This window comes from Streptomyces sp. WG5, assembly GCF_049974565.1.
Lineage (GTDB): Bacteria > Actinomycetota > Actinomycetes > Streptomycetales > Streptomycetaceae > Streptomyces.
Genome location: NZ_JBNGGC010000201.1, coordinates 1 through 524 on the forward strand (window position 1 = coordinate 1; position 524 = coordinate 524).

Sequence of the window (524 nt, forward strand, 5' to 3'; positions counted from 1 at the left end):
CCTGCCAATGAGCCATCACCGGGTCCTGTTCAATGAATATGATAGCCTCGATCGCAACACCCGGCCGCTGCGCGAGGTTGTTGCCTATCTCGATGCCGAGAAGGTGCCGGTCTGCTCGAACGCGCTCTATCGGCGCGTGACCTACCGGACCATGACCAGCGGGCATGGCACGCTCTACCAGATGAGCGACAAGGACGAATCGGTCCGTAAGGCGCGGTACAATGCCGACCAGGTGGTGCGCGAGTTGCTGGCCGCGAGCCAGAATCAGGCGCAGGACCAGGCGGCCGCTGAAGCATGAGCGATCACGACCCGACATCTCCCGCAAACCGCCCTGCCCTGCCCCGTGATGCGTTTCGCTCGCAGCGCGCCGGGGCCACGCCGCTCGGCTCATCGGCGGTCACGCCAGTCGTCGTCACACCCAACTACGATGACACACCCGCCGTGCCGGCGGTGCCGGCCGCGATACGCAGCAAGAAAGAGGCTTCCGGGGAAAGACAACGCGAAGCGAAGTCACGCGGGCGTGA

Annotated in this window: 2 protein-coding genes; both read left to right on the forward strand. The window is 65.1% G+C overall.

The genetic code is table 11. The annotated features are described in order from the left end of the window. Positions 1-298: hypothetical protein (locus tag ACP4IX_RS36615; protein ID WP_426559015.1), on the forward strand; the 298-nt coding region annotated here is incomplete at its 5' end. Further along, positions 295-524: hypothetical protein (locus tag ACP4IX_RS36620; protein WP_426559017.1), on the forward strand; the 230-nt coding region annotated here is incomplete at its 3' end. The genes ACP4IX_RS36615 and ACP4IX_RS36620, both read left to right, overlap by 4 nt.